We start from the raw sequence: 6,863 nt of genomic DNA, 5'->3' as shown, positions 1-6,863 counted from the left end.
ACTTCTTATTTGAAGCATAAATGCAAACAAAACTACAAATGTAATCGTTGAAATTTCAAATGGGGATTTCACTCTTTTTTTATTTAAGGTATTGATTTTTTCTCCAAGATGATATACTTTAGAAAAGTAAGTGAGCATTTGTTTTAAATAACTTTTGTTCATTTCATCAGCATCCTTTTTATGTTTGTTTGTGGTAAAACTATTATAAAAAGGATGCTTTCTTTATGCAATTTTTTTCTCTATATTTTCCAGTAAAAATCGGAAAATACCTAATTTCTACTTACTATTTCTTAACCATTATAAATCAACGGGCTTATCGCCCTAAAAATTTTCAAGTGCGAAATCTCTGTTATATGATTTTTATTAAATTTATTTACAAAATACATGTTTCCCTATAACTTTTATGACTGGGCGTGACCATATCCATTTATTAGTTGTTTTTTCTGGATTATAATAAAACACCGCTCCTCCAGAAGGATCCCATCCATTTAAAGCATCAGTAGATGCCTTGACTGCACTGCTTACTGGTTCTAAGTTTATCTGACCATCGGATACTGCTGTAAAAGCTCCTGGCTGATATATTACACCAGGAATTGTACTTGGGAAACGAGGATCCCTCGTCCTATTTATAATTACTGCTCCAACTGCTACCTGACCCACATAGGGCTCTCCTCTCGCTTCACCTGAAATTGCCCTTGAGAGCAATCGTTGATTTGAGCTGTAACTGTCGCTTCCTGAGCTTTTACTTTCATTAATTCCTAAAGCAGCAAGGGTTTTAGGACCAACAACTCCATCAGGATATAATCCATTTTTTCGCTGAAAATATTTAACAGCACTATAGGTCTTATATCCATATATGCCATCTATAGGGCCATCATAATATCCCCAATTTTTTAGTTTTGTTTGTATTTGAATTACAGTCTGCCCCTTTGAACCATATTGATAGTTTGCAGCAAAATATGTAGCATTTCTCATAATAAATATTGCATAAATAAAATAAAAAATAAAAACAAACCAGCTAAATAAAAACACTTTTTTCATTTTTTTATTCCTCCTTCTTCTATATTTTTTGTTTTTATTTTTATTTAATTCATTGAGTAACAAATTATTTACCATTTTTTTATTTATTAATGCATTATAACAATTGAGTTGTTTTTTTTTACTTTTTTATATATTATTTTAGGTAATAATATTATTGAGGTGATAATGTGACAGAATTTTTACCCGTTTGTAAGGAAGATATGAAAAAAAGAGGATGGGATGAACTTGATTTTATATTCGTTTCTGGAGATGCATATGTAGACCACCCCTCCTTCGGTCATGCAATAATTTCAAGATTACTTGAATTTATGGGTTTTAAAGTTGGAATAATACCACAGCCTGATTGGAAAAATAAAGATAGTTTTATGGTTCTCGGGAAACCGAAAATTGCTTTCCTATTGTCCTCAGGAAACATCGATTCTATGGTTAACCACTTTACAGCTGCAAAAAAAAGAAGACACGATGATGCATATTCTCCTGGAGGGAAATCAGGTTTTAGGCCTGATAGAGCTGTTATAGTTTATTGCAATAAAATTAGGGAAGCCTATGGTAATATTCCAATTATTATAGGAGGCATAGAAGCAAGCCTTAGACGTTTTGCACATTACGATTATTGGGATGATAAAGTACGAAATCCTATTCTAATTGACAGCAGTGCCGATATTTTAATATATGGTATGGGTGAAAGACCTATAATGGAAATAGCAAATCTTTTAAGCTACGGTAAAAAAATAAATGAAATAAAAGATATAAAAGGAATCTGCTATGTTGCAGATGATATCAATAATTTAAAGGATTTTACTTTAATTCCTTCAGTTAAAGAAGTATCAGACAATAAAAAATCTTACGCTTCTGCTTTTAAAACACAATATGAAGAGCAGGACCCAATCAGAGGAAAAACAATCGTTCAGGAATGCAGAGGAAAATATATTGTTCAGAATCCTCCATCTTTCCCTTTAGATACAGAGGAATTAGATTTAATATACTCTCTCCCCTACAAGAGGACTTTTCATCCTATGTATAAAAAAATGGGAGGTGTTCCTGCATTAAAAGAAGTAGAATTCAGCATAACATCAAACCGTGGCTGCTTTGGAGGCTGTTCTTTCTGTGCCCTTAATTTCCATCAAGGCAGGATAGTTCAATCAAGGAGCGATGAATCAATATTAAAAGAAGCAGAAACTTTAACAAAGCTTCCTAATTTTAAAGGATATATTCATGATATAGGAGGACCTACAGCAAATTTTAAAAATCCTTCATGCAAGAGACAATTAGAATATGGAGTATGCAAAAATAGACAATGTTTATTTCCTGAACCCTGTGCTAATCTTGAAGTAAGCCATTCAGATTATTTAAATTTATTAAGAAAAGTTCGAAAGATTGAAGGAATAAAAAAGGTTTTTATAAGATCTGGTATTAGATATGACTATTTGCTTTATGATAAAAACAGAGAGTTTTTTAATGAACTTGTTAAATATCACATTAGCGGCCAATTGAAGGTTGCGCCTGAGCATGTATCCGATAAGGTTTTAAAGCTTATGGGAAAACCTTCAAGAAAAATTTATGACAGATTTAAAGAAAAATATTTTGAAACAAACAAAAAATTTGGACTTAATCAGTACCTCGTACCATATTTAATGTCAAGCCACCCTGGAAGCGATTTAAATGCTGCTATTGAACTTGCTCTATATATTAAAGAAATGGGATACAATCCAGAACAGGTACAGGATTTTTATCCTACTCCTGGCAGTCTTTCAACTGCTATGTATTATACCGAAATTAATCCTCTTACAGGAGAGAAGGTTTATGTTCCTAAAACTTCTGAAGAAAAAGCTATGCAAAGAGCCCTTTTACAATTTAGGAATCCTAAAAACTATTCTCTTGTTTATAAAGCATTAATAAAAGCAGGACGGCAGGATCTCATAGGTTATGGAAAAAAATGTCTTATTCCTCCAAAAGTTAAAACTGCAGCTAAAGGGAAAAGGTGATAACTTTGGAAAAATATTTATTAGAATATATAAAAAGTACTGCATTAACTAATCCCTTTTATGTATACGCTTTTTCATTTATTAATGCAGTACTTCAGATTCTCTTTCCTCCTTACCCAGGAGATACCTTAACAATTTTTCAAGGCTATTTAACAAGTAAAGGTTATTTAAATATCTATTTTGTAACTTTTTCTACTCTTCTTGGAACATATGTAAGCAGTTTATTATTATATTTTATTGGTTTCAAATTCAGTAAATCAGTTTTTTTAAACAAGTTCATTGAAAAATATTTTAATCTTAGAAAGATAGACAAAGCAGAGATGTGGTTTGAAAAATATGGTTCTTTCGCAATAATCATAAATAAATTTCTTCCCGGTATTGGTTCTTTAACATTTATTACAGCAGGACTTTTTCAGCTGCCCCCTATTTCTGCTTTTATATCTATAGGAATAGCGACAATTATACATAACACTATTATAATAATGGCCGGAAGGCTTACAGGAGATAATATTATTCTAATAAAGCAGACTCTAAAAGAATATAATAAAGTAATAGTTATAGCTGTTATAATTATTTTTGTAGTTTATTCATATGTGAAATTATTTTACAAAAATAAATACGCAAACTCAAAATGATAATTTAAATTTCTAAATATGGTTAATTGGAGTAAACACTTTCAGTTTTTTATTTGATATTGAAACGTTAAGAGGGAAAAGCGGTCCTGTTTCTCCATCAATATCAGTTTCTATATTTTCATTGCATTTTATGCTGAATTTTTCGCCTTTCAAGTAAATTATATTACTGCTTTCAAGATGCTCACCTTTGAGCATCTTGATAAACAAATTAAAAAGTTCCATCAAATTACAGGATTTTACGGCTATTAAATTCAGCTTTCCATCATGGGCAGTCGCATCAGGAGCAAGTTTGAATCCTCCTGCTGTAGAACCATTAAGTATAACAAATAAATAAACCATCTCATTAATAATATTATCTTCATGCTCTATTGTTATAGGAATTGCTCTAAAATTAGGCAGCTGCTCAATTCCTTTAATATAATAAGCCATTTTGCCAAGAGTGTTTTTTAGGTTAATATCTATCTTTTGAGATACATCCGTCAAAAGTCCTCCTGCAGCAACATTAACAAAATACCTTTCATTTATCTTTCCCACATCTATTTCTAATATATTACCATTAGATATTATATCACAGGCATGACTTACCCTTTTTGGTATGTTTAAATGGGCTGCAAAATCATTAGAAGTACCTGATGGAATTATACCTATAGGAACATCTAAATCCTTCTGCAGCATAGCATTTATTACATGATTTATAGTACCGTCTCCTCCCGAAACGATAATACAATCACAGTAATCAGAATTTGATATGCTTAAATAAATATCCTCCACAGACATTGTTCTATGAGGTATTACCTCATAACCGCCTCTTTGAAGTTTATCAATAACCAAATCAAGTCTCATCCTAAAAGATCTGTCTCCTGAATACGGATTATATATAAGCCTTGCTTTTTTCATAATATCCCCCCATAAGCATAAATTTTATCATATGCAAAAAGTTCCTGCAATAGCAGGAACTTTAATTAATACATAGTATTAGTTGGTTTAGAAATATCGCTTAAAGCCTCTCCTGCATCATCTTCAAGTTTAGAATATACAGCAATATCTCCGAGAGCAAGCATACCAACGATTTGGTTATTTTTTTCTACAACTGGCAGTCTTCGAACCTGCTTTTCAGACATTATTTTAGCAGCTTCATGTATATCCATTTCTGGTGTAGCGGTTGTAACTCCTGTAGTCATAACATCCTTTGCAGTAACTTTTTTTATATCTTTTCCCTCTGCTATATCTCTTAAAACTATGTCTCTATCTGTTACGATTCCAATAACTTTACTCTCTTTAACAACAGGAACCGAGCCAATATTATTATTCTTCATAATCCTTGCAATTTCAATAATTGACGTATCAGGAGCAACTGAAATAACATTTTTGCTCATAAATTCATTTACTTTCACCTAATCAACCTCCTAAAATTATTTTCTCCATCATTAAATACAATTATTATTCTTTTATTTATTTTTTAAGTTAAGATATCTATTTAAACCTAATTAAATTCTATAGAATTTTTATTATATATTTAATTTAAGCCTTAGATTCCTTGTAAAATATATTATTTATAGTTATAATATCTAATATGTAGAAATAATAAAAGAATATTAGTTATGTCAAAAATTTCAATCAAAGCAGAAGGCATACCATGTACTTTTTCAAAACCATAGATTATTCAGTAAAAATTTTTTAGCTCAATATAAATGGCAAGTAATTATAAATATATAAGTCATATGCCAAAGAAAGTTCTTATATTAACTATAGACATAGTAAGAATGTATAACTATCGTAGGAGGTGATTAAATAATGAATTTTAATATTATACCAAGTTTGCTAACCTTTTCTAATTTATCCTTTGGTATGCTTTCAATACTATTTACACTTACTAATAATACAAAACTTGCATCATTAATGATTTTATTATCAGTTATTGTTGATAGATATGATGGTAAAATAGCAAGGAAATTAGATGCAGTAACTCTCTTTGGAAAAGAGCTTGATTCCCTTTCAGATCTTGTTTCATTTGGAGCTGCTCCTGCAGTACTTTGCTGGAACTTATTTTTAAATCAGTTTGGAATTATAGGTTATATAATTACTATTCTTTATCCTATCGCTGGAGCATACAGGCTTGCAAGGTTTAATGTTACACAGTTTGACAATGTTTATATGGGAATACCTATAACAATTGCAGGTGGATTAGTCGCAGTTGATTGTTTAATAAACATATATTTCATTAAGCATAATCTTTTTTCAGCTGTTTTAATAGTAATACTATCATATCTTATGATAAGTAAAATCAAGATACAAAAAAGATAAGCCCTTAAATTAGGGCTTATCTTTATAATGCCGGTCTTTTAAATCCTCTGCCGTGTACTTCAGAAGCATCTATAATAGACATAAAAGACTTATCATCAATATCTTCAACTATTTTTTTAGTTTTAGCAAGTTGAGTTGAGGTTACAATGCAATATATTATTTTTTTGGAATCTCCTGTATAAGCACCTTCCCCATATATTAGCGTAATTCCTCTGCCGATTTCCTGCATTATTGCTTCTGATACCTCTTTTTCTTTTTCTGTTACTATAAAAAGCATCTTTTTTCTGTCAAATCCTTCAATAACTTTATCCATTATATAATAACCAATATACATAGAAATAAGTGTATACAAAGCAGCTTCAAAGTTGTTTATTAAAGCTCCAGATAATACAATTAAACCATTTATTGAAAAAGATACTGTCGATATATTTATTCCATACTTCTTCTTTACAGCAACTGCTATTATATCTGTACCTCCCTGAGAAGCTCTGTTTCTAAATGTAATACCCATACCAATTCCATTTACAACTCCACCATATATTGCAGATAAAAGAATGTCATTAATTTTTATATATTCAGTTAAGTTTTTTGTAGCTACTAAAAATATTGAAAAAGATATCATTCCAATTAGGCTGAAAACAATAAAGTCTCTATCTACTTCTTTCATTCCAAGCAAAAATATAGGAATATTAAAAATAAATATCAAATATCCAGCTGAAATACCTGTTAAATATTGTATTATTATAGATATGCCTGAAACTCCTCCGCTTAAAAGTTTATGAGGAATTATAAAAGCATTTAATGCTATAGAACACATCAGTGCTCCAATCAAAACCATTATAATTCTTTTTATTTTATCGTTTCTTTTAAACAAAATAGTCCCCCCATAATAATATTT

General features: G+C 30.3%; 7 protein-coding genes. 3 read left to right on the top strand and 4 right to left on the bottom strand.

The window, feature by feature from the left end:
- Positions 1-369: 369 nt before the first annotated feature.
- Positions 370-1,041 carry a spore cortex-lytic enzyme gene (gene sleB / locus B5D15_RS05645; RefSeq protein WP_078696147.1) on the bottom strand — a complete coding sequence of 224 codons (672 nt, stop codon included), beginning with the start codon at positions 1,039-1,041 and terminating at the stop codon, positions 370-372.
- A 167-nt stretch (positions 1,042-1,208) separates the two neighbouring features.
- On the opposite strand from sleB, the gene B5D15_RS05640 reads away from it, so the two are divergent.
- Positions 1,209-3,026, top strand: coding sequence for a YgiQ family radical SAM protein (locus B5D15_RS05640; RefSeq protein ID WP_278305565.1), 1,818 nt, complete (start codon positions 1,209-1,211; stop codon positions 3,024-3,026).
- Positions 3,027-3,031: 5 nt separating this feature from the next.
- Positions 3,032-3,661 carry a DedA family protein gene (locus B5D15_RS05635; protein WP_179122204.1) on the top strand — a complete coding sequence of 210 codons (630 nt, stop codon included), beginning with the start codon at positions 3,032-3,034 and terminating at the stop codon, positions 3,659-3,661.
- A 12-nt stretch (positions 3,662-3,673) separates the two neighbouring features.
- On the opposite strand, the gene B5D15_RS05630 is transcribed toward B5D15_RS05635, so the two are convergent.
- Together B5D15_RS05630 and B5D15_RS05625 are read right to left on the bottom strand one after the other, a co-directional pair.
- Entirely contained in the window at positions 3,674-4,558 is an 885-nt protein-coding gene (locus B5D15_RS05630) for a YegS/Rv2252/BmrU family lipid kinase (RefSeq protein WP_078696145.1), read from the bottom strand.
- A 65-nt stretch (positions 4,559-4,623) separates the two neighbouring features.
- Complete coding sequence (locus B5D15_RS05625; protein WP_078696144.1) at positions 4,624-5,055, bottom strand: CBS domain-containing protein; 432 nt, start codon at positions 5,053-5,055, stop codon at positions 4,624-4,626.
- Positions 5,056-5,455: 400 nt separating this feature from the next.
- Between B5D15_RS05625 and pssA the strand changes: the two genes are divergently transcribed.
- Positions 5,456-5,965, top strand: coding sequence for a CDP-diacylglycerol--serine O-phosphatidyltransferase (pssA, locus tag B5D15_RS05620; protein ID WP_078696143.1), 510 nt, complete (start codon positions 5,456-5,458; stop codon positions 5,963-5,965).
- 22 nt (positions 5,966-5,987) lie between these two features.
- On the opposite strand, the gene B5D15_RS05615 is transcribed toward pssA, so the two are convergent.
- A complete protein-coding gene (locus B5D15_RS05615; RefSeq protein WP_242948694.1) occupies positions 5,988-6,839 on the bottom strand; it encodes a YitT family protein in 852 nt (283 codons plus the stop codon).
- Between the last annotated feature and the right edge of the window lie 24 nt (positions 6,840-6,863).

Source organism: Caloramator quimbayensis, from assembly GCF_900167605.1.
GTDB classification, from domain to species: Bacteria; Bacillota; Clostridia; order Clostridiales; family Caloramatoraceae; genus Caloramator_B; species Caloramator_B quimbayensis.
The sequence above is the reverse complement of the archived record's forward strand: the minus strand, read 5'-3'. Positions and strand labels throughout refer to the sequence as shown.

Coding starts and splice junctions, on each gene's coding strand:
- sleB (WP_078696147.1), bottom strand. CDS start 1,041: ATGAAAAAAGTGTTTTTATTTAGCTGGTTTGTTTTTATTTTTTATTTT.
- pssA (WP_078696143.1), top strand. CDS start 5,456: ATGAATTTTAATATTATACCAAGTTTGCTAACCTTTTCTAATTTATCC.
- B5D15_RS05630 (WP_078696145.1), bottom strand. CDS start 4,558: ATGAAAAAAGCAAGGCTTATATATAATCCGTATTCAGGAGACAGATCT.